The following is a 20,895-nucleotide window of genomic DNA, read 5'->3' on the forward strand; positions in this document are numbered from 1 at the left end:
TTCTTGTTGCAACCTTCATCGGGCCGTGACCGATTGGCTGGGCGACATGAAAGGGTTGTGTCATATGGGCAAGGCTGCCGAACCGTCCGCACCATTCCGGATGGAAGTTCGACTGAAATCCGCGCGTGACCTGTTCAACTCGCTCGACCCCTCGCCATTGGTCGAGCGCGACCTGGACACGCGCGTGGAAGAGTTCATCATCGCCTGGGCAGAGGAAGCGCCGAGGCAAGCCCCACTCCACCTGGTCATCCATTTGCCGGGAGACCCCGGCCTTACCGCTGAGACCGGGACGCTGGAAAGCGCCGTGCAGACCTATTTCCGCATGTCTGAAGCCCGCACGCAGCGGAAACTGAACAAGCTGCTCGCGGAAGGGCGCCGGTCGGCCCTGATCGGCAGTGTTTTCCTCGTTGCCTGCATGGCCGCCGCTCAACTTGTAAGGACGATGGCTTCGAATCCGATTGCTGCAGCAATCAGCGAAGGCCTGATCATCATCGGCTGGGTCGCAAACTGGCGTCCCGTTTCCATTCTGCTTTACGAGTGGCGCCCGCTAAGGAAAGATCTTCAAATTCTGGCGCGCCTGTCGACTCTCGCGGTCGAGTTGCGAACCGAAGACACCAGCGCGCCGCAGGTTGCTTCGGGACGATCATGAACTAGGATTCCCCCCATCGCCCTCGCGGCCGGCTCGAAAGGTGACTGCCCCAGATGGAAGACACGACCCAATCCATTCTGGAGGCCCTGCACCTCACGGATGCCGCCGCCTCGCTGCAGGCGGGTTTCGCCCAGCTGGCCAAGGAAGTCCTGTCCTATGCGTCGCTCTGGCAGTTTCTCGCCATCGTTGGTGCAGGCCTGATCGGCTTCCTCCTGTCACGGGTGCCGGCCAACCGGCTGAAAAAGGCGGCCTCGGCGCGCGAAAAGGCCGATTTCATCTTCCATGCCGAAGTGTCCGGCGCGCGGGTCATCTGGCCGGTCGTGACGGCCATCCTGCTCTGGCTGGTGACCCTCGCCTTCGATGCCTTCGGCCTGCGCAACGAGATCCTGCGCGTCGCTTCAAGCCTGCTGAACGCCTGGATCGCGGTGCGCGTCATCACATCGAACATCCGTGACGGCTTCCTGTCGAATTCCCTCTCCCTGCTCGCCTGGTCGATCGCGGCGCTCTACATCCTGCGCCTGTTGCAGCCGGTCACGGAGTCGCTCGACTCGACGATGATCGAGATGGGGGACCAGAAATTCTCCCTCTTGCGCCTTCTCACCAGCATCTTCGTCGCCGCCGTCGCGCTCTGGCTCGGGCGGATCGCCGGGGATGCGGCGCAAGCCCAGCTGCGCAGCTCAAAGAAACTGACGCCATCGATGGCGGGCCTGCTCGGGCAGGTGCTGAAGGTCGCCTTCATCGTCCTTGCCATCATGATCGCGTTGCAGGTCATCGGCATCAACCTGACGGCCCTGACCATCATCTCCGGTACGCTCGGCATCGGCCTCGGCTTCGGGATGCAGACGATCTTCTCGAACTTTATCTCGGGTCTGATCATCCTCGCCGAAAAGTCCGTGAAGGTGGGTGACTTCATCGAGCTTCAGTCCGGCGTGACGGGCCTCGTGCGCGAGATCAATATCCGCTCCACGCTCGTCACCACGAATGACAATGTCGACATCCTCGTGCCGAACGAGGAGTTCATCAAGGCGCAGGTCATCAACTGGACGCACCGGGAGGCGCGCCGCCGCCTGCGCGTGCCATTCGGCGTCGCCTATGGCTCGGACAAGGAGCTGGTGCGCAAGGCGGGCCTCGAAGCGGCCGAGGAAATCGAATGGACGCTGACAGGCGTGCCCGGCCGCGCGCCGCAGGTCTGGCTGACCAAATTCGGCGACTCGGCTCTCGAATTCGAACTTGTCGTGTGGCTGAGCGAACCTGCGGTGCGCCGCCCGGCCCGCGTCATCGCGGATTACAACTGGGCGATCCATACCGCTCTCGAAAAGTACGGCCTCGAAATCCCCTTCCCACAGCGCGACCTGCACCTGAAAAGCGCAACGGGCCTCAACGTCACCGTCGAGACCCGCCAGGCAAAATTCGATTCAGGTGACAGCTAGTCCGCGACAGCGGACTGCTTTTCCGGCTTGAGGACGCCGCGGTTCAGGAGCTCTTCGGCGATCTGCACGGCGTTGAGGGCTGCACCCTTGCGGAGATTGTCCGAGACGCACCAGAACATGAGGCCATTTTCGACCGTCGGATCCTTCCGTACACGGCTGATGAAGGTCGCCCAGTCGCCGACACATTCCTTCGGCGTGATGTAGAGATCCTCTGCCGGATCGTCGACCAGCATGATGCCGGGGCTCTCGCGCAGCAGGGCCTTGGCTTCCTTGGCGCTCATCGGGCCGTTCAGCTCCACGCTGACCGCTTCGGAATGGCCGACGAACACGGGCACGCGCACGCAGGTCGCGACGAGTTCGATGCTCTCATCGACGATCTTCTTCGTCTCGACGCGCATCTTCCACTCTTCCTTGGTGAAGCCGTCTTCCATGAACACGTCGATCTGCGGGATGACGTTGAAGGCGATTTCCTTCTGGAAGACCTGCGGCTCCGGCTCATCATTCACATAGATGCCGCGCGTCTGGTTCCACAGTTCGTCCATGGCGTCCTTGCCGGCGCCTGAAACGGACTGGTAGGTCGCGCAGACGACGCGCTTGACGCCGACGGCATCATGCAGCGGCTTCAGCGCCACAACGAGCTGCGCGGTCGAACAGTTCGGGTTGGCGATGATCATTTTCTTCTTGTAGCCCATCACCGCATCGCCATTGCACTCCGGCACGACCAGCGGCACATCCGGGTCCATCCGCCAGGCGGAGGAATTGTCGATGGTGATGGCGCCGGCCTTGGCGATCTTCGGGCACCATTCCTTGGAGGCAGCGCCGCCAGCCGACATCAGGACGAGGTCGACCTTGGAAAAGTCAAAACTCTCAATGTCCTGGCATTTCAGCATGCGGTCGCCATAGGAAACTTCCTTGCCGATCGACCGGCGCGAGGCCACAGCATAGACCTCGTCTGCCGGGAACAGGCGCTCGTCCAGAATGTTGAGCAGTTCACGTCCGACATTTCCCGTCGCACCGACAACCGCAATCCGTGTGGCCATGGCCTTCTTGCTCCTTGCAAACCGAGGCGGGCTTATGACGCATTTTGACCTGATGTGAAAGCGCCTGTTGCCATCCGCCACCCTGTGGGGCAACACGGGGTCCGTTCCTGCTGCCCCAACAGAAGGCGCCCGGCATGCTCGACGACGTGATCGCCCGCTATATCCAGAGCTACAATGCCCGTGACATCGACGGCATGCTCGATTGCGTGACCGACGATGTCGTGTTCGAGAACATCTCCAATGCCGGCGGGTCCATGCGCCTCGATGGCAAGGACATGATGCGCCAGGTTGCGGAACTCTCGGGCAACGCCTTTTCCTATCGCCGCCAGCGCCTGATCAATGTCGTGACCGGCGGCGGCAAGGCCGCAGCCGAGATCGAGTTCGAAGGCAAGGCCGCCGTCGACCTGCCCAACGGCTTGAAGGCTGGCGAAACGGTGAAAGTGCGGGGCGCGAGCTTCTTCGAGTTCCGCGGCAACCTGCTCTGCCGGATTGCGGACTACAGCTGAACTGGCAGTCCTCTAGAGCGCCGCGATAATTGCGTCTGCCATCTGCCGTGTCGTCAGTTCGCCGCCGAGATCTTTCGTGCGGGCACCGCTTTCCAGCGCTTTTCCGACCGCCCCGAAGAGGATGTCAGCCACTTTCTCGCGCCCAAGTGACCAGCGCAGCGCCATTTCCAGGGACAGGATGGCCGCGCACGGATTGGCGATGCCCTTGCCGGCAATGTCGGGCGCCGAGCCATGCACTGGCTCATAGAGTCCCGGCGTACCGGGAGCCCCCAGCGAGGCGGACGGCAGCATGCCGATCGACCCGGTCAGCATGGCCGCCTCGTCGGAAAGAATATCACCGAACAGGTTGTCGGCCAGGATCACGTCGAACTGTTTGGGCGCGCGTACCAGTTCCATCGCGCAGGCATCGGCATACATGTGCGACAAGTCCACGCCGGCGCCGATTTCGGCGTGGGCCAGCGTCACTTCCTGGCGCCAGAACAGACCGGATTCCATGACGTTCGACTTTTCCACGGAGCAGACGCGGCCCTTGCGCCCGCGCGCGATGTCGAAGGCAACGCGGGTGACGCGTTCGATTTCCGGATGGGTATAGATCGCCGTGTCATATCCGCGGCGGATGCCGCTCGTCTCGTCGATGCCGCGCGGCTGGCCGAAATAGACCCCGCCTGTCAGCTCGCGGACGATCATCAGGTCCAGCCCTTCGACCACGTCGCGCTTCAGGCTGGAGGCATCGACCAATGCCGGGAAGCAATAGGCCGGGCGCAGGTTCGCGAACACGTCGAGGCCCTTGCGCAGGGCCAGCAGGCCGGCTTCAGGCCGCTTGTCTCGTGCGGCGCCGGTCCATTTCGGGCCGCCCACCGCCCCCAGCAGCACCGCATTCGCGTGCCGCGCCTTGTCCAGCATTTCATCCGTAAGCGGAGTTCCGTGAGCGTCGAGCGAGGCCCCGCCGACGAGGCCTTGCTCGATCTTAAGGTCCGGCGCGACCACTTCGGCCACGCGACGGGCCTCGGCGATGACTTCAGGACCGATCCCGTCGCCGGGAAGCAAAAGAAGTGTCTGGTGCATGGCCACTATATACCTGTTCCGCTGTCACGGGGCATGTAACCGCCCCGTACGCAGATGTCATCCCAGGTTTTTGACGCAGCTAGCCCTCAGGCGATCAGAGCTTTTCGGCGATGTCGTCGGCGTTCGACTCAGCTTCGTCGTCAAACTGGTCCCAGGCCTGGACCGTGCGGCAGTCCTTTTCCGGGAAGCGCGTGCCTGTCACCTTGATCGAGCGGCAGACGAGCTGCTCGCCATTGTCTGCTGTTTCGGCAGGGGCCGAGGCACAGGCGGAGACGAGCGCTGCAAGGGCCGCAGCGGCGAAAACGGAAGCAAATTTCATCTGGGAGGGTCCTTATTGTGGGCCATCTGCTTAACGACGGCTGCCGGCCCAGGCAATTCAATTCTTCTCAAAGTTGCGGAGAATTCCCGACGGCCGCCTAAGTGGCTTCCGGCTCTGCATCATAAAGGCGCAGGGACCGGTCGGTGATGCCGAATTCCGGCCACAGGGCGCGCCATTCAGCCATGTGCGGCATGCGGAAATGCGCCGCCAGCGCCTCCCGGCTTTCCCAGCGCTCTGTTACGCGGATCAAACCCGTCTCCATCACGTCGAGGCTGTACGCGTAGTCGATACAGCCGGGTTCGGCCCGGCTCGCCGCAATCATGCGCGCCATCACCGGGCGCGCGGCCTCGATCCGCTCCGGCGGGATCCGAACCGTTCCCTCGATCAGGATCACTCGGTGCCTGCTTCGTCTTCTGCATCCGCCGGCACCGCGGCATCGTCAGCGGGTGCTTCAGTCGTGGCGGGCTTGTCCGGCAGGCGGACATTCACTTCCGGCTTCATGCTGAAAGGATCGGTGTGACAGGCGGCGAGCGTGCCGAGCGCCGCCAGCGCGGCCATCATTTTCGGACTGGGCTTCATGGATGTGCCTCCTTGATCAATCCGTCAGGTCAGCGGGCGGGCTCCAGCCAGGGCGTGGACAGTTTGCGCTCCGCCTCGAACGCGGTGATGTCGCCTTCGGCCTTCAGCGAGGCGCCGATCTCGTCGAGGCCCTGAATCAGGTTCGACTTGCGGCCGGGGTCGACATCGAACGTGTAGGTTTCACCATCCGGCGCCGTCACCGTCTGGCTCTCAAGGTCGACAGTGAAGACATGGTTTGCGCCGCCGGCCTGCTTCGCCAGCTGTTCGCACACATCCACGGGCAGGCGCACGGGCAGGATGCCGTTCTTGAAGCAGTTATTGTGGAAGATGTCGGCAAAGCTCGGCGCGATGATGACCGAAATGCCCTGGTCTGCCAGGGCCCAGGGCGCGTGCTCGCGCGATGAACCGCAGCCGAAATTCTCTCCCGCGATCAGGATACCCGCGCCGGCAAATTGCGGCTTGTTGAGCACGAAATCGGGGTTGGGAGAGCCATCTGCCAGCGTTTTCAGCTCATAGAACAGGCCCTTGGCGAGGCCGGTGCGCTCCGTCGTTTTCAGGAACTGTTTGGGGATGATCATGTCCGTGTCGATATTGGACATGGGCTTGCCCTTTTCGAGCAGGGCCGCGGCGGTTCCGGTGAGCTGGGTAAAGGCTTTCATGGGTCTTCCTTACTGCCGCTCATGGGCGATGAAAAGCGTTGGCACGCTCATCGTCCCGTCGCGCACGGCAAACACCTTGGAGCCGGGTTTGCGGCCCTTGCGGATTTCCGAAATGTTGAAGCCTGCCGCCTCCAGCCGGGCATGCGCCGCTGTCAGATCGTCGACGGCCCAGGTCAGGCCCCAGATCCGGTCATTCGCTGCCGGATCATGGGTTTCGCCAAGCCGGTGGATCACTTCGAAGGTCAGCCCGCCTGTGCGGAAGAACAGGAACCGCGTCTTCCATTCCGGCGCCGTGCGGTCGAGCGCGAGGTCGAGACCCAGCCGTGCACCATAAAGACCCAGGGCCCGGTCCGGATTCGGTGTGTCGATCACGACATGATCCAGCGATACGACGCTGCCCGTGCCCGCCTCGCGCACCGGCAAAGGAGTGTCCGGCTGGATCAAAAATGTCTTTACGCCGGCTGTTTCATCGTCCGAACAACGAAAACGCGACCATTTTCGCGCTTTTCCGTCTATTTCGTTCGCGCTCTCGCCGGGCTGGACGTCACCCGGCTTCATGCCCCGACGTGTCAGCTTGTGATGCGCGCCCGCCAGATCGTCGGTGCCGAAGACGACGCTGGTGAGGCCCGGCCCATCCGTCTCGATGATCTCACGCAGCCGGTTGCCGACGGCCCCTTCTCCGGCCGGAGCCATCAGTTCGAGGCTCATATTGGCGAGCCGGAACAGGGACGTCGCACTTCCGTCGTCGCTCCGGGCGCGCCAGTCTGCGGGGCGGCCGAGCAGCGAAGCATATACCGCCTCGCCCGCGCCAATGTCGGGCACGACGAGAACCAGATGGTCGACGCCAGTGATCAGGGGGGTCATGTGTCTTTCTTCCGTCGTCTCTTGCGTCTTGGAAACGGCATCACAGGCAGCTGCTCGCCATCAAGCGCCAGCGCGACCAGCCGGCCCTCTTCATCCATCCAGGCTTGTGCCGCGAGTTCACCGGCCTTGACCAGCTTGCGGACCCGGCGGGTCATCCTGAGCGGCACGGTCCAGGTCTCGTCGGCCACTTTCACATTCGCCAGATAGGCTGCGGAGTCACCATCGCTCATCCGGGTGACTTCCACTTCTGCGGAAACCGGCGCGCCTTCTTCAAGTGCCTTCGCCCGGCGCTCATCGAAGCGCAGGGAGAACCAGGCCATCACGATCAGGTAGATGCCAAAGGCTGCCGCCAGCAGCTGGATCCAGCCTGAGACATGCAGGTCCATCATCGCGTCGAGACCGAGCGCAAGGCCCAGCATCACCACGCCGAGAATGAACAGGACGACCGTGTGAACGCGCATTCCGCCTCCGAAGGCGCTCATCTCTCCATGCGCCCCCTACGGAAGGCAAGCCCCGCGGGCCGGAGCGGCCCTAGAGTTCCTCGAACAAGATGGTGGAGACGTAGCGCTCGGCAAAGCTCGGCAGGATCACCACCAGCGTCTTGCCCGCCATCTCGTCGCGCGCGCCGACCTTCGCGGCCGCCGCCATTGCAGCGCCGGAGGAAATCCCGCCTGGAATGCCCTCGAGTTTTGCAAGGCTCTGCGCCGTGGCGATGGCTTCGCCATTATGCACCGCGACGACCTCATCGATGAGGCCGGTATCCATATTGCCCGGAACAAATCCCGCGCCGATCCCCTGGATCATGTGCGGGCCGGGCTCTCCCCCGGACAGGACCGGGCTTGCCGCCGGCTCAACCGCAAACATCTTGAGGCCCGGCTTCCTCGCCTTCAGCACACGGCCGATGCCGGTGAATGTGCCACCTGTGCCGATCCCGGCGAACACGCCGTCGACCTTCCCGCCCGTGTCGGCCCAGATTTCTTCCGCGGTCGTTTTCTCATGCACCGCCGGATTGGTCGGGTTGTCGAACTGGCTCGGCATCACCGCGCCGGGAATGGAGGCGACGATCTCCTGTGCTTTCGCGATGGCGCCGTTGACGCCCTTCTCCTTCGGCGTCAGCTCGAGTTCGGCGCCGAGATGGGCCAGCATCCGGCGGCGTTCGATCGACATGGATTCCGGCATGGTGAGGATCAGCCGATAACCGCGCGAGGCGGCCACGAAAGCAAGCGCGATGCCCGTATTGCCCGAGGTCGGTTCCACAAGCGTGTCGCCCGGCTTCAGTTTCCCCGACGCCTCCAGCTCAAGGATCATGTTGAGGCCGATCCTGTCCTTCACGCTGGCGAGCGGGTTGAAGAATTCGCATTTGACCAGGAGTTCGGCCTTCAATTCATGCTCGGCGCAGAATTTCGGCACGGCGACCAGCGGCGTTGAGCCGACCGTTTCCAGGATCGAGGCATAGGTGCGCCCGCGCGGCCCATCCAGTTTCACCCCGCCCGCAAGGTCCACGGTTCCAGCCATCTTGTTCTCCTTCAGTCCGGTTTGGCGCGGACTATCGGCCGGGCCAGCCCATGGCGCAACTCAAAGCTCGGTTTAGCGGTTGCGGCCGGAGCCCTGCCGGTGTCTTATCGGCGTGTTTTCCGGAGTGTTCCGATGAAGAAATTTCTCCTTCTACCAGCGATCCTGCTGGCCGCCTGCGCAAGTGTGCCCACCACACCGCCCCTGCCGGCCCCGGATGCCATAGATGCAGAAGTCGCAAGGCTGATGCAGGTGGAAGACGTCAAAGGCCTCGCCCTTGCGGTCATCGACAAGGGCGAAATCGTGCGCACTGCCGCCTATGGCCACCGCAATGTCGAAAAAGACCTGCCGCTGGAAACGGATACGGTCATGTACGGCGCCTCGCTGACCAAGACCGCCGTGGCTTATACAGTGCTTCAGCTTTGCCAGGAGGGCCTGTTCGATCTCGACACGCCGCTCGGCGACTATCTCAAAAAGCCGCTGCCGCAGTATGAGGAATTCGCCGATCTGGCGGCCAACGACCGCTGGAAAGACCTGACCGCACGGATCGTCCTCACCCATTCGACGGGCCTGCCGAATTTCCGCTGGCTGGAGGATGACGGCGTGCTGCGCTTCCACTGGGATCCCGGCAAGCGGTACGGCTATTCGGGCGAAGGCTTCTACATCCTCCAGCTCGCCATTGAGGAACACCTTGGTGAAGATCTTGGCACGATCATGGATGCGCGCGTCTTCGTGCCACTGGGCATGAAGAACACCTCGATGATGTGGCGGGCGGATTTCGCCGAAAATCTTGCTGACGGCTATGCCATCGACAGCAGCTTCATCCCCCATGACGAACGCTCCGGCCCGAGTGCCGCCGGCTCGATGGACACGACCATCGAGGACCAGGCGCTGATGTGGCAAGCCATCCTGAAGGGTGACCGGCTGACGGCGGCATCCCATGCGGATTTCTTCCGGCCTCAATTGCCGATCCATTCCGCGCACCAGTTCCCCACGCTCTGGGATTTCAAGGATCCGCGTACTGAGCAGGTTCACTTGTCTGCAGGTCTCGGCCTCGTCACCGCCGAAGGCCCGCATGGCCTGACAGTCTTCAAGGGCGGTCACGATGACGGAACGGGCAACATGGCGATCTGCGAACCGGAGCTCGAACGGTGCGTCGTGTTCCTGTCAAACAGCGTGCGGGCAGAGCTGATCTATCCCGATCTTGCCGCCTTCATCCTTGGCGACAATGGAATGCCCTGGTGGTGGGAATACAATCCGGACTGACGCCAGCAGCCTGAACTTCATCGGCGTCGAAAGGGAACGCCGAACTGGATTATCAGCAGACAGGCCATCAAGCAGAGACCCGCCAGCGCGGCTCCGGTACGCTCCGCCCGCATTCGGCGCTCGACCTGCTGCGGAGCAATCAGCATCGCACCGTCGGCCGCCACTAGCTGGGCTAATGTCTCACTTCCCGTCAGGACATACGCGGTGGCAATCTCACCTTCATAAGCTGAAATGCGCCTGAATTGCTCCGTGTCGGGCTGGGTCAGCCACGAGCGGGCAATCGTGAAACTCTGGATTTCGCCGTCTTCAGCCTTGAAAGAAAGCTCGTGTCGCCGCGACCGGGAGCGACGGCCAGCCCTAATCGCCCTCACAGGCCCGATGACCCCGTCAACTGCCTGCCAGTTCGCGGATCTGATTTCGCCGATCCGGTGACCCGCGTCGATTGCAAAGACAAAGGCGCCAAAAACTAGGGCGGCAATGACGAACTTTCCTGCCGCCCGGAATTTCAGCGCAGCCATCGGGCGAACCGCCCTATCCGATCACGCCCGTGATCGCCGCCTTTGCAGCCAGCGCCGGGCTCATCAAATGGGTGCGGCCGCCGCGGCCTTGGCGGCCTTCGAAATTGCGGTTCGATGTGGAGGCGCAGCGTTCGCCGGGCGACAGGATATCGGGGTTCATGCCGAGGCACATGGAGCAGCCGGGCTCACGCCACTCGAAGCCGGCCTCGATGAACACCTGGTCGAGCCCTTCTTCTTCCGCCTGTGCCCGCACGAGACCGGACCCCGGCACGACCATGGCGCGCACGCCGTCAGCCACTCGGGCACCTTTCGCCACGTCAGCAGCTGCGCGGAGGTCTTCGATCCGTGAATTCGTGCACGAGCCGATGAACACGCGCTGCACCGGCGTGCCGGCGATCGGCGCACCGCCTTCAAGGCCCATATAGGAGAGCGCCCGTTCGCAGGCCGCCGCCTTCACCGGATCGGAAAAATCCTCCGGCTTCGGAATGATGCCGGTAACGGGGATGCCCATTTCAGGGCTCGTGCCCCAGGTGACCGTCGGTTCGACGTCTTCGCCGCGGATTTCGACGACATGGTCGAACACCGCATCATCATCCGTGAACAGGGTTTTCCAGTAGCTTTCGGCAACCTCCCAGGCCCCGCCTTTCGGGGCGGAGGGGCGGCCCTTCATATAGGTAAAGGTTTTTTCATCCGGCGCGATCAGGCCCGCCCGCGCTCCACCTTCGATGGACAGGTTGCACAGCGTCATGCGCCCTTCCATGCTGAGATCACGGATGGCCTCGCCGCGGTATTCCATCACACAGCCCGTGCCGCCGGCCGTACCGATCTTCGCGATGATGTGCAGCGCAAGGTCTTTCGCGGTCACGCCCGGCTTCAACTTGCCGCTCACCTCGATTGCCATGTTCTGCATCTTCCGGGCCCGGAGCGTCTGGGTCGCCAGCACGTGCTCCACTTCCGACGTTCCAATGCCATGCGCCAGTGCACCGAACGCGCCATGCGTGGACGTGTGGCTGTCACCGCAGACAATGGTCATGCCCGGCTGGGTGCGCCCCTGTTCCGGCCCGATGACGTGCACGATGCCGTTGCGGATGTCGCCCATCGGGAAAATGTCGATGCCATAGTCCTTCACATTGCGCATCAGCGTTTCAAGCTGGTTGCGGGCTTCCGGATCCTTGACCCCGGCGAGGCCAGCCGCCTGGTTTTCCGTTGGCGTATTGTGGTCCGGCGTCGCGAGGGTGAGGTCCGGCCGGCGCACCTTGCGGCCAGCCGCCTTCAATCCCGCGAAAGCCTGCGGCGTCGTCACCTCATGGATCAGGTGCAGGTCGATATAGAGCAGGCTCTCGCCGGAGGCCTCATCGGTGTGGACCACATGAGAATCCCAGATCTTGTCGTAGAGAGTCTTGCCAGCCATCGGGCGTTTCTTTCTGTTCCGCGGTAAATTCTTGCGCATTTACAGCACAAATGATGGCGTCTCGTGCAATACGCAAGCGGCGGCGTCAATAGGATGGCAGGGTTGCGCTCAGGCGACGTCGCGGGCGGCCATGTCGGTCCAGTGCGCGACTGCCTCCAGCAGCTCATCCTGGTCCACCGGCTTGACCAGAACGCCGTCCATTCCCCGCACGCGGAATGACTCCTGCTCTTTCCGCAGGGCATGGGCCGTCACGGCGAGGATCGGGGTTGCCGGACGCCCGGCCTCAGCTTCCAAATCGCGAATGGCCTGCGTGGCGGCAATCCCGTCCATGACCGGCATCGACACGTCCATCAGGACGAGGGCGTAGTCGTGCGCGCGGAAAAGCTCGACGGCCACCTGGCCATCGCCAGCGAAATCGAGCGCAAAGCCGCAACCGGCGAGCAGGCCCCGCATGACCTTCTGATTCACTTCATTGTCCTCGGCCACGAGAATGCGCCGCCGGGTCACGCCTTCCTTTGGCCGCGCCTCCGCAGCAGCCCGCTGTGTCGGCGTGCTGCGCAGTGTCTGCGTTCCGTCGCAACCGAAGGCCTTTGCAACCGAAGCCGCCAGCGCACCGGAGCGGAGCGGTTTGACCAGAAAATCGCTGACCCCAGCGGCCGTGAAGGCGTTTTTGACATCCGGCGTATCGACGGAAGACTGGACGATAATTTTCAGGTCGCGGAAGGCCGGTTTGCTGCGGATCATTCGGGCGACTTTCAGCCCGTCTATGCGTGGCATCTGATAGTCCAGCACCAGCAGCTGTAAAGGGTCACGCCGGTTATGCGCCTCGACAAGCCGCTGCAGCGCCCTTGCGGGATCGGTCTCGCTCTCGGTCGGCATGTCGTGCACAGCGAGCTGCGTGCGTGCGATACGGCAATTGAGGTCTATGTCGTCGAGCACCAGCGCCCGGATGTGGGACAGGTCGTGCGCACACGGCCCGACCGGACCGGCCGCCGCGGTACTTTCAGCAATCGGAAGGCGCAGGAAGACTTCGAAGGTCGAACCCTTGCCCGGCGCGGAGATTACGCCCACCTCCCCGCCCATGGCCTCGACGAGGCTGCGGCAGATGGACAAGCCAAGCCCCGTGCCACCGAACCGGCGGGTCGTTGACGCATCGGCCTGCTCGAATTGTCGGAAAATAGCGTCCTGCTTTTCTTCCGGGATGCCAATGCCGGTGTCTTCCACGGCGAGGCGCAGTTCGGCGTGGCCGTCCGATACTTCGCCATTCGCCATGACGAGGACATAGCCTTCGCTCGTAAACTTGATGGCGTTGCCGACAAGATTGGTCAGCACCTGCCGGATCCGGCCGGCATCGCCGACCAGCTTTTCGGGAAGGTGGGGCGCAATATCGGTGATGAGTTCCACGCCCTTGTCGCTGGCGCCCGATGCAAGCAGGGCCGCCACATCCTCCACAACCGAGGCGAGCGCAAAGGGCGCCGGATCGATTTCGAACTTGCCCGCCTCGATTTTCGAGAAGTCCAGGATGTCGTTGATGATCGTCAGCAACGCCTCACCGGACCGTTCGATCGTGGCGACAATCTCTTCCTGGTCCGCTGTCAGCTGCGTGCGACGCAGGATCTGCGACATACCGAGGACACCATTCATCGGTGTGCGGATTTCGTGGCTCATATTGGCCAGGAATTCAGACTTCGACCGGGAGGCATGCAGCGCTGCCTGCTCGGCCGCCTGCAACGCCTGTTCCCGTTTCTTGAGTTCGGTCACATCCATCAGTACACCGATGATGAAGGCATTGCCGTCGCCATCCTCGAAATAGGACTTGCTCGACTCGACCCAGCGCACTTCGCCCGCGGCATTCGAGTTCTGCTCAAGGTTGACGTTTCGCTCACGGGTCGTGAGGACGCGCGTGTCCATGTCCCAGAACACATCTGCCTGGTCCTTCGGGAAATAGTCGTGATCGGTCTTGCCGATCAGTTCGTCGCGTGTACGGCCCAGAAAGGCGCAAAAGGCCGAGTTAGCCTCGATCCAGACATGGTCGGCATTCTTGATATAAACGGGATTGGGCAGGAGGTTCATCACCCCCATCAGCAGGTCGAGTTTGCCGACACTGTTCATTGCCTGAACTCCCTCCACCAGAATAGGAAAGCCACAGACCAATCAACATTCCCTTAAGTCAGGCACGTCGCCTTAGGCATGCAGAAATACCGGATTGCGCCCCGGCAAAAGGAGAACCGCCGTCAGCTGCCCGCCATACACGGCGCCGGTATCGATATTGATCCGCCGGGGCGGATCGCCGTGCATTTCTTCTGCGAAGTCATGCGTCGGTGTGTGTCCATGGATAACGGTCCAGCCGGCGAGTGCGGGATTGGTCCAGCGGGCCGTATCAAAGAAGGTTGGCGAGCGGGTCCACAGACCAATCTGGTCGTCCAGGTCCGGCCACCGAGCCGGCGCAATTCCGGCATGGACGAACACCAGCCGCCGGTCCTCCTCGACATGATGGACCGGCAGACCCTTCAGCCAGGAATGGTGGGCCTTCGGAACGTCATCGAGTCCACGACGATGGTAGCTGTCCATCGTGTCGCTCCCGCCGCTGCATTGCCACATGCCCCCATCGCCGCCATCCAACGCCCCCAGCATCATCTCTTCATGATTGCCCTTCAGGCAGATCGTGGTGAGGCCGGACCGCCTCTCGAGCGCCATCAGCTGCTCGATGACGCCGCAACTGTCCGGCCCGCGATCGACATAATCACCGAGATGGATCAGCTTCAGCGCCGCATCCGGATGGAAGGCCTGGTGAAAGTCGAAGATCGCGGCATGCAGATCCAGCAGGCGCTGGCATTCGCCGTGAACATCGCCAATCGCGCAGATCAGTTCCTGGGTCATTCCTTCCGGATACAGAAAACCCCTGCTCTTGCGAACAGGGGTTTCTGAGTTCGTAGCCGAAGCGTGCGCCTATTCTTCGGCGGCGCCTTCTGCGGCAGCAGCGGCCTCTGCGGCGGCGGCTGCGGCTTCCGCTTCCGCTTCAGCCTTTGCCTTCGCGGCGGCTTCGCGCTCGGCAGCAGCGGCTTCCTTGCGGGCCACTTTTTCTGCGTCTTTCTGGCGGCGGCGCTCGGTCTTGGAAACGGCGATTTCGACGTTCTCGATGCCGTGGCCGCTGGTGCGCTCGGCGATACGGGCGCCTTTGCCGCGCAGGTCGCGCAGGTAGTACAGCTTGGCGCGGCGGACGCGGCCCTTGCGCTTCACTTCGATCGACTCGATCAGCGGCGAAACCAGCGGGAACACACGCTCCACGCCTTCACCGAACGAGATCTTGCGGACCGTGAAGCTCTCGTTGATGCCAGCGCCGGAGCGGGCAATGCACACGCCTTCATAGCGTTGCACGCGCTCACGGTCGCCTTCCTTGATCTTGACGTTCACGGCCAGCGTGTCGCCAGGCGAGAAAGTAGGGATTTCTTTGCCGCCGAGGACGCGGGAAACTTCTTCCGCCTCGATCTGTTCAATCATGTTCATCGCCTGTCTCCGGCGCTTGGAATTCTGGGGTCTTGGAGTAAGCGGCGTATAAATCGGGGCGGCGCTCAAATGTCAACGCCTTTGCGCTGTTGAAACGCCATTCCTGTATGCGTTTGTGGTCGCCCGAGAGTAGCACCTCCGGCGTGCCCCGTCCTTCCCACTCCCTGGGCAGGGTGTATTGGGGGTGTTCGAGCAGGCCTGTCTCGAAGGACTCCTCCGAAAGGGAGGCTTCATTGCCCGCAACGCCGGGCAAAAGGCGCACCACCGCCTCGGTCAGCGCCATGGCGGCGACTTCGCCTCCGGCCAGGACGAAATCGCCCAGCGAGACCTCCATCATCCCGCGCCCCTCGATCACCCGTTCGTCCAGCCCTTCAAAGCGGCCGCAGAACAGGATGAGACCCGGCTTTTCCGCGAATTCGCGGGCAAGCTGCTGGTTAAGGGGCTTTCCGCGCGGGGAAAGGTAAATCAAAGGCCGGCCGCCCCGGTCGAGACTGTCGATGGCCGCGGCCGCCACATCCGGGCGCAGCACCATGCCTGCCCCGCCACCAGCGGGCGTTTCATCCACATTCCGGTGCTTTCCGATGCCGAAAGGGCGCAGATCGACCGTTTCGAGGCTCCACAGCCCTTCCTTCCGGGCGCGCTCCAGGATGGAGACGCCCAGCGGGCCCGGAAACGCCTCCGGAAACAGGGTGATGAAACTCGCCTTGAACATGCGGCCTGCCTTTAGCGCAGCCAGAGCCCCGCGTCACCGGAGATTGACCGCGCGGCCAGACCAGCGCTTCATGGCCCTGTCCTGGGGAGGATAACATGACTGCGCTTGAGACTGTCGCCACCATCGCCGACATCCTGGCTTCTGCCGCCGTGGTGATTTCGCTCATATTCATCGGCTTTCAGCTGAAACAGAATGCCGAGCTGACCCGCATGGCCGCCGCCCAGACCTCGGCCCAGCTGCTGTCCACCAATCTTGGCCGGATTATCGAGAATGGCGACCTCGCGGAGCTGATCACGAAAGAAGGTGCGCCCGACTGCTGGAACCGGGCCGAGCAGTTGCGCGTGACCAATTTCCTCTCGGCCTCCTTCCGCCATTTCGAAGTGTTGCACACCCACCGCCGCTTCGGCGTGTTCGAGGAAGAACTCTGGATCGGCACCGAGGCGCGCCTGCGCGACAGCCTCTCGACGCCTGCCATCCGTGAATGGTGGCGGGAGTCAAAACCCTTCTATGCGAGGAGCTTCGCCACCTATGTCGACAAGGTTGCCGCAGAGATGGAGGCGCTGGAGCGCGACGAGGGGCTCTGGTCTTCCAATCCCGCGAATTAGTCGGGCCAGTCCCTGAACAGGCCGAATTTCACATTCGTCACCATCGCGTTCGCCGCGAAATGCAGGGTGTCCATCTCTCCTTCGCGGGCCGCCGCCGCGCGGAACGCGCTGTCCAGCTGGGCGAGATCGCGCGTTTCTATCATGATGTGGAACTCACGGATCGTATCGGGGCGCAGGCCAAGCTTGCAGCGCATCATCCGCCAGGTCTCGATCCGGCCCTCATCCTTCATCTTGCCGAGAAAGGCTGGCAGCGCCGCCGCGAAGGCCTGCTCGTCCGCGCCGGGCTTCAGGTCGAACCAGATGTGATAGATGTCCATTGCAACTCGCTCGCAATTCAGTTTGCCGGATTGGCCCGTCTTCTATACGTGAGTCTGCATGGCCGCGATCCCCGCACTTTCCGTGATCATTCCCTTCTTCAATGAAGAGGGGAATGTGCACCCGGTGATCGACGAAGTGCACGAGCAGCTGGCAGGCATCCCGTTCGAAATCATCTGCGTCAATGACCAGTCCTCCGACCGCACCGGCGAGGAGCTGGCGGAGGCAAAGGCGAAGCATCCGGATACGGTTTTCGTATTCAGCCATGTGCAGCGGCGCGGAAAATCGGCCGCTCTTTTCACCGGCCTCAAGGCCGTGCGCGGCGATTGGGTCCAGCTTCTGGATGGAGATGGCCAGAACGACCCCGCCGACACGGCACGCCTCTGGAAGCAGATCATCGCCCCCGGCGCCCCGCCACGCCTCGGCATCATCGCCGGCAAGCGCAACAGCCGCAACGATTCCGGCTTCAAATGGGTGCAGTCACGCGTCGCCAATGGCGTGCGCCGCTTCGTGCTGCAGGACGATGCCACCGACACGGGCTGCGGATGGAAACTGATCCGAACATCCGCCTTCCGCGACCTGCCCTATTTCGCCTCCATGCACCGTTTCCTGCCGGCGCTCGTCAAACGCGCCGGCTGGGAGGTGAGCGAAGAGCTGGTCAACGACCGGAGGCGCCTCGCGGGCCAGTCGAAATACGGCTTTCTCGGTCGCCTCGGCGCCGGAATCTTCGACCTCATCGGCATGTTCTGGCTGGTCCGCCGCGGCGGATACGGCGTCGCCCGCGAGTGGGATGACCCGCGGGCGAGCTGAGTACGCTTCAGAAGACGCTACCTGTCCCGCCCGCGCAGGGCTGGCGGCCGGCTGTCGTCGCGCGCGGCCGGGCGTGAGGGTTCCGGTCGTGGTGGCGGAGAAGACGCCTGCGGCCGCGGCTGCGGTGCCGGTGCTGCCGGGGGCGGCGTATAGGCCGGGCGGGCAGGCTGCGGCGCCCGAACCTGCGGCGCGGAGGTTGGAGCTGGCGGCGTTGCACGCGGGGGACGAGCCGGCGGAGGTGTCACACCGCGCGGTGTCTCGACAGGCCGCACATCGCGCAGACCCGGACGCACGCCGGTTCCCCGCGGCGGGCTGACGGCTGGCTGGGGCGTTGCCACCGGCGTGCCGCCGGCCAGTTCACGGGGATTCGGGCGCACATCGCGTGGAGCGGGATCGCGGCCGAGACGGTCGCGGTCGCGATTGACGCGCGCAACACCCGGCGGCGTCGTGACCCGCGGTGGCGGCGAAGTCCGTGGCGGTGCGATGACCGCAGGCGGTGTCGCCGGTGCCGACGTTCCCGTACCGGTCAGGCCCTGGCCTGAACCGTTCGGGCCATGCCCACCCCGATCGCCCCAGTTGCCGGGCGTCGTGCCGCCGGGACGGGGACCGCGATCGCCGTGTCCATCTCCGCCCGGACCATGCCCGCCGTCACGCCCGGTTCCGGGGCGGTCGCCACGTCCGGGCCCCGGGTGGCCCGTACCCGGACGGCTAGTGCCGGGAGTCCAGTTGCCGCCGCCGTACCCATTGCCGCCAACGGGACGGATGGAAGAAACCTGATCGTTCAGCCGGAAGCCGTTGAGCCGGTCCACCGAGGCGTCGACAATCTGGCAGCGGCCCCGGAAATTGGAGTGTTCGCAGATCTCCCAGGTTCCCGACCGGATATAGATCGACGACACATTGTCGTTGAACCGGTACTGGCTGAGATCGGGAATCGCCCGGTTCAGGCCGAAGGATGGTCCGCGGCCATAGGAGTCGACATACAGCGTCACCGCGCCATCGCGGGCGCCATAGTGCCCACGCAACGGCTGGACCCGGCGATCGTAGTGCGAACCATAAGCCCCGTGCCAGCCAAAGCCGTAGGGATCGTAGCCAAGGCGCGGGTCGTAATACCCATAGCGCACATAGTCCGGCGAGTAGCCGTAGTGGTAGACTGATATCCCGCTCGAAACGCCATAGCCGTAGCTATACCGGTCGGCGCCATACTGCTGGTTGTCGATGTAGCGGATGTAACCATTGCGGTCGCGGGTGAACATGAGGCCATGCTCGGCCTCGGTGTATTCGAAGATCGGGCGCACCGAGGAAACCCGGCGCTCCAGCCCGAACCAGCCGAGATCCTGGACGTCATAGCGCAGGAACACGCAGCGCCCCGTGAAATCGCTGTGCTCGCAGACCTCCCACTGGCCCGCCAGCACCGCCACGGAACGCGCGCGGTCATTGAAGGCAAGGTCCGGCAGGGCGTAGATCGGATCATAGATCTCCCGCGGTTCGCCGGTGAAATTCTCGCCGGCGTAGAGAATGATGGCCGGCGGCTCCTGGTACGGGCCGCCCTGGGCTTCATGGGCCGGGTCCACGTATCCATTATCGGCACTCGCCGCACCCGCCATAAGCACGGGGGCGATCAGCACCGCTCCGAAGCGCAGGAGTTTCTTCAACATGGGCACACCTCTGCTGGTTACCCGCAGTTTATGCCAGATCGAATCTGAACCCGGTGCAACACCTTGTTAGGTATGCCTTATGGCTGCGGTTCCGCGGTTTCATCGCTGCTGCCAAGCCAGTCGTCGAGACTCGCCACGACAATCCGGCCTGCGGCAAGGTCCACCACCGGCACATCCGCCAGCGTGAACGGGATCAGGACACTGTCGCCGCCCTTGAGGCTTATCTCGATGAGACCCCCGGCGCCGTAATCCTGCACCGATTTTACCCGGCCGGCCGCCTCGCCGCCCCCGGCAAACACATCAAGACCGACCAGATCCTCGATATAGAACTCGTCCTCGCTCGCGTCGGGCATGGCAGAGCGGGACACATGCAGCAGGGTTCCGCGCAGGGCGTCCCACTCTTCTTTTTGCTTCTGTTCCTTCGGGCGGACGATGAAATGGTCCTTGCCCGGCCGGGCAGACTTGGGCGTCAACACCGTCTGGCCCGCCGCGTCGACAAGCGGGCCATAGGCGAAAACAGCCTCCGGATCCGCGGTAAAGCTCTTCACGCGCACTTCGCCGCGCACGCCATGGGCGCCTTTCACGACGCCCACCGCAATCAGCCTGTCTTCTGCCGCCCTGGTCATCGCGCCTCTTTAGCGGCGCCTAGCCCCAAGGCAAGCGGCAGCTGCCGTCAGTAGCCGCGCCCGTCGATGCGGCGGATCGAGGAAATCGTGTTGTTCATCCGGATCTGGGAAAGATCGCCGGCACCGGAGGAGAGCACTTCGCACCGCCCGCGGTAATTCGAATGCTCGCATACCAGCCAGGTTCCGCCGGAGACTTCAAACGAGCTTGCAAGGTCATTGAACCGGTAAGGGGAGAGTGTGGGGACGTCACGGTCGATTTCGATGGGCTGGCCACGCAGATAGGCGTCCGGATACAGCACCAGACGCGCGCCCCAGCCGCCGCGGCGGGGCCCGTCATTTCCGCGATATCCTCCATAGCCGGCTCGGCGTGTGTCCAAGGGGCGCAGAGAAGACACCGCATCGTTCAGACGATAGGACGTCAGCGTCGGCACATTCGCATCGATGATTTCACAGCGCCCGCGATAATTCGCGTCCACACAGACCTGCCACACGCCGGACCGGATCTCGATGGATGAGGCCCGGTCATTGAACCGGTACTGCGTCAGCGTCGGAATGGCGCCATTGATGGGCAGCGCTTCGCCGGAAAAATGCGAGTCGGAATACAGCATCACCGCGCCGCCGCCGCGATAGTCGCCGCCATATCCGTAGCCGCGCCCGGACCCATGGTCGGCACTGGCCGGAAGGGCAAGGGCAGCAAGGCCGCCGAGAAGGGCGATGACAGACACTGATGGCGTCTTCTTGTTCATGACGGTCTCCTTTCAGATCGGAGGGGCTTATCGCACCAGCGGTCTGAACAGGATCGGGGCGGCCTGTTATCTGACGTTCAGCTTTCCGGCAGGCACGAAAA

General features: G+C 63.3%; 25 protein-coding genes. 6 read left to right on the forward strand and 19 right to left on the reverse strand.

Going from position 1 to position 20,895, the window contains the following annotated elements; genetic code table 11:
• Positions 1-25 precede the first annotated feature (25 nt).
• Entirely contained in the window at positions 26-649 is a 624-nt protein-coding gene (locus tag R3C13_RS05525) for a hypothetical protein (RefSeq protein ID WP_371309816.1), read from the forward strand.
• 53 nt (positions 650-702) lie between these two features.
• Entirely contained in the window at positions 703-2,079 is a 1,377-nt protein-coding gene (locus R3C13_RS05530) for a mechanosensitive ion channel family protein (RefSeq protein WP_371309817.1), read from the forward strand.
• Here R3C13_RS05530 and R3C13_RS05535 read toward each other — a convergent pair.
• Positions 2,076-3,119, reverse strand: coding sequence for an aspartate-semialdehyde dehydrogenase (locus R3C13_RS05535; protein WP_371309818.1), 1,044 nt, complete (start codon positions 3,117-3,119; stop codon positions 2,076-2,078). The genes R3C13_RS05530 and R3C13_RS05535 overlap by 4 nt on opposite strands.
• Before the next feature lie 134 nt (positions 3,120-3,253).
• Between R3C13_RS05535 and R3C13_RS05540 the strand changes: the two genes are divergently transcribed.
• Positions 3,254-3,625 carry a nuclear transport factor 2 family protein gene (locus tag R3C13_RS05540; RefSeq protein WP_371309819.1) on the forward strand — a complete coding sequence of 124 codons (372 nt, stop codon included), beginning with the start codon at positions 3,254-3,256 and terminating at the stop codon, positions 3,623-3,625.
• A gap of 12 nt (positions 3,626-3,637) precedes the next feature.
• On the opposite strand, the gene leuB is transcribed toward R3C13_RS05540, so the two are convergent.
• The 8 genes from leuB to cysK form a co-directional block, all read right to left on the reverse strand.
• Positions 3,638-4,690, reverse strand: coding sequence for a 3-isopropylmalate dehydrogenase (gene leuB, locus R3C13_RS05545; protein WP_371309820.1), 1,053 nt, complete (start codon positions 4,688-4,690; stop codon positions 3,638-3,640).
• 94 nt (positions 4,691-4,784) lie between these two features.
• Complete coding sequence (locus R3C13_RS05550; RefSeq protein ID WP_371309821.1) at positions 4,785-5,009, reverse strand: hypothetical protein; 225 nt, start codon at positions 5,007-5,009, stop codon at positions 4,785-4,787.
• Positions 5,010-5,106: 97 nt separating this feature from the next.
• Positions 5,107-5,403 (reverse strand): putative quinol monooxygenase, encoded by a 297-nt coding sequence (locus R3C13_RS05555; RefSeq protein ID WP_371309822.1) that lies wholly within the window; start codon positions 5,401-5,403, stop codon positions 5,107-5,109.
• Complete coding sequence (locus tag R3C13_RS05560; protein ID WP_371309823.1) at positions 5,400-5,588, reverse strand: hypothetical protein; 189 nt, start codon at positions 5,586-5,588, stop codon at positions 5,400-5,402. Before R3C13_RS05560 ends, R3C13_RS05555 begins: the two co-directional genes overlap by 4 nt.
• A gap of 29 nt (positions 5,589-5,617) precedes the next feature.
• Complete coding sequence (gene leuD, locus R3C13_RS05565) at positions 5,618-6,247, reverse strand: 3-isopropylmalate dehydratase small subunit (RefSeq protein ID WP_371309824.1); 630 nt, start codon at positions 6,245-6,247, stop codon at positions 5,618-5,620.
• Between the two features lie 9 nt (positions 6,248-6,256).
• Positions 6,257-7,111: a VOC family protein gene (locus tag R3C13_RS05570; protein WP_371309825.1), complete on the reverse strand. Its 855-nt coding sequence runs from the start codon at positions 7,109-7,111 to the stop codon at positions 6,257-6,259.
• A complete protein-coding gene (locus R3C13_RS05575; protein WP_371309826.1) occupies positions 7,108-7,572 on the reverse strand; it encodes a hypothetical protein in 465 nt (154 codons plus the stop codon). Before R3C13_RS05575 ends, R3C13_RS05570 begins: the two co-directional genes overlap by 4 nt.
• Before the next feature lie 70 nt (positions 7,573-7,642).
• A complete protein-coding gene (cysK, locus tag R3C13_RS05580; RefSeq protein WP_371309827.1) occupies positions 7,643-8,626 on the reverse strand; it encodes a cysteine synthase A in 984 nt (327 codons plus the stop codon).
• Positions 8,627-8,758: 132 nt separating this feature from the next.
• Here cysK and R3C13_RS05585 point away from each other — a divergent pair, with 132 nt between their 5' ends.
• On the forward strand, positions 8,759-9,889 hold the full coding sequence (locus R3C13_RS05585) for a serine hydrolase domain-containing protein (RefSeq protein ID WP_371309828.1): 1,131 nt from the start codon (positions 8,759-8,761) through the stop codon (positions 9,887-9,889).
• A 17-nt stretch (positions 9,890-9,906) separates the two neighbouring features.
• Here the strand turns inward: R3C13_RS05585 and R3C13_RS05590 are convergent, their stop codons facing one another.
• From R3C13_RS05590 to trmD, 6 genes are all read right to left on the reverse strand, one after another.
• On the reverse strand, positions 9,907-10,407 hold the full coding sequence (locus tag R3C13_RS05590; RefSeq protein WP_371309829.1) for a hypothetical protein: 501 nt from the start codon (positions 10,405-10,407) through the stop codon (positions 9,907-9,909).
• A 13-nt stretch (positions 10,408-10,420) separates the two neighbouring features.
• Positions 10,421-11,818 (reverse strand): 3-isopropylmalate dehydratase large subunit, encoded by a 1,398-nt coding sequence (leuC, locus tag R3C13_RS05595; protein WP_371309830.1) that lies wholly within the window; start codon positions 11,816-11,818, stop codon positions 10,421-10,423.
• Between the two features lie 108 nt (positions 11,819-11,926).
• Positions 11,927-13,930: a response regulator gene (locus tag R3C13_RS05600; protein ID WP_371309831.1), complete on the reverse strand. Its 2,004-nt coding sequence runs from the start codon at positions 13,928-13,930 to the stop codon at positions 11,927-11,929.
• Positions 13,931-14,002: 72 nt separating this feature from the next.
• The gene (locus tag R3C13_RS05605) at positions 14,003-14,698 is read right to left on the reverse strand and encodes a metallophosphoesterase family protein (RefSeq protein ID WP_371309832.1); all 696 of its coding nucleotides are present in this window, start codon (positions 14,696-14,698) and stop codon (positions 14,003-14,005) included.
• Between the two features lie 69 nt (positions 14,699-14,767).
• Entirely contained in the window at positions 14,768-15,325 is a 558-nt protein-coding gene (gene rplS / locus R3C13_RS05610; RefSeq protein WP_371309833.1) for a 50S ribosomal protein L19, read from the reverse strand.
• Positions 15,312-16,037 (reverse strand): tRNA (guanosine(37)-N1)-methyltransferase TrmD, encoded by a 726-nt coding sequence (gene trmD, locus R3C13_RS05615; RefSeq protein WP_371309834.1) that lies wholly within the window; start codon positions 16,035-16,037, stop codon positions 15,312-15,314. The genes rplS and trmD overlap by 14 nt, the downstream gene beginning before the upstream one ends.
• A gap of 95 nt (positions 16,038-16,132) precedes the next feature.
• On the opposite strand from trmD, the gene R3C13_RS05620 reads away from it, so the two are divergent.
• The gene (locus R3C13_RS05620; protein ID WP_371309835.1) at positions 16,133-16,642 is read left to right on the forward strand and encodes a hypothetical protein; all 510 of its coding nucleotides are present in this window, start codon (positions 16,133-16,135) and stop codon (positions 16,640-16,642) included.
• Here R3C13_RS05620 and R3C13_RS05625 read toward each other — a convergent pair.
• Complete coding sequence (locus R3C13_RS05625) at positions 16,639-16,959, reverse strand: DUF6614 family protein (protein WP_371309836.1); 321 nt, start codon at positions 16,957-16,959, stop codon at positions 16,639-16,641. The two genes, R3C13_RS05620 and R3C13_RS05625, sit on opposite strands and share 4 nt — an antisense overlap.
• Positions 16,960-17,017: 58 nt before the next feature.
• Here R3C13_RS05625 and R3C13_RS05630 point away from each other — a divergent pair, with 58 nt between their 5' ends.
• On the forward strand, positions 17,018-17,767 hold the full coding sequence (locus R3C13_RS05630; protein ID WP_371309837.1) for a glycosyltransferase family 2 protein: 750 nt from the start codon (positions 17,018-17,020) through the stop codon (positions 17,765-17,767).
• 17 nt (positions 17,768-17,784) lie between these two features.
• Here the strand turns inward: R3C13_RS05630 and R3C13_RS05635 are convergent, their stop codons facing one another.
• From R3C13_RS05635 to R3C13_RS05645, 3 genes are all read right to left on the reverse strand, one after another.
• Positions 17,785-19,422 (reverse strand): beta/gamma crystallin-related protein, encoded by a 1,638-nt coding sequence (locus tag R3C13_RS05635; RefSeq protein WP_371309838.1) that lies wholly within the window; start codon positions 19,420-19,422, stop codon positions 17,785-17,787.
• 77 nt (positions 19,423-19,499) lie between these two features.
• On the reverse strand, positions 19,500-20,048 hold the full coding sequence (rimM, locus tag R3C13_RS05640) for a ribosome maturation factor RimM (RefSeq protein ID WP_371309839.1): 549 nt from the start codon (positions 20,046-20,048) through the stop codon (positions 19,500-19,502).
• Positions 20,049-20,095: 47 nt separating this feature from the next.
• Complete coding sequence (locus R3C13_RS05645) at positions 20,096-20,794, reverse strand: beta/gamma crystallin-related protein (protein ID WP_371309840.1); 699 nt, start codon at positions 20,792-20,794, stop codon at positions 20,096-20,098.
• Between the last annotated feature and the right edge of the window lie 101 nt (positions 20,795-20,895).

This window comes from Hyphomonas sp. (assembly GCF_041398385.1).
Taxonomy (GTDB): Bacteria; Pseudomonadota; Alphaproteobacteria; order Caulobacterales; family Hyphomonadaceae; genus Hyphomonas.